General features: G+C 72.3%; 1 pseudogene. It reads left to right on the forward strand.

What is annotated here, in order from left to right:
- Positions 1 to 32 precede the first annotated feature (32 nt).
- Positions 33 to 434 (forward strand): annotated as a pseudogene (locus tag A6013_RS24235) (methyltransferase domain-containing protein); the annotation flags it as partial.
- Positions 435 to 469 lie beyond the last annotated feature (35 nt).

Genomic DNA, 469 nt, shown 5'->3' on the forward strand with positions numbered 1-469 from the left:
GCGGGCGCGGGGGCCGGTGTCGGTTCTAGTGGCTGGAGGGGGCGGCGGGGTGGGGCCGGGCCGCTCGCTGCTCTTCGCCGCCGGTTGAACGCGCGCGCCAGCGCGCGCCGGGGCTTCTGGCCGCGCTTGGCGAGAACCGCTTCCCGCAGGTGCTGGACGCCGGCTGTGGTCCCGGCAGCAACAGCCGCGACTGGCGCGAGGCGGGGAGCGAGGTGACGGCCCTCGCCCTGTCGCCCGCCATGCTGGACGAGGCGCGCCAGCAGCCGGCTGCGCACCACTATGTAGAGGCGGATATCGAGGCGATCCCGCTGGCGGATGCGCAGGTCGATCTGGTCTGGAGCCATCTGGCGGTGCAGTGGTGCAGCCGCCTGCCGCAGGCGTTACGCGAGCTTTATCGCGTCGCACGCCCGGGCGGAAAGATGGCCTTTACCACCTAGCTGGAAAGTTCGCACCCGGCGCTGAATCAGCC

The sequence above is a fragment of the Enterobacter sp. IF2SW-B1 genome (genome assembly GCF_001743375.1).
GTDB classification, from domain to species: domain Bacteria; phylum Pseudomonadota; class Gammaproteobacteria; order Enterobacterales; family Enterobacteriaceae; genus Enterobacter; species Enterobacter bugandensis.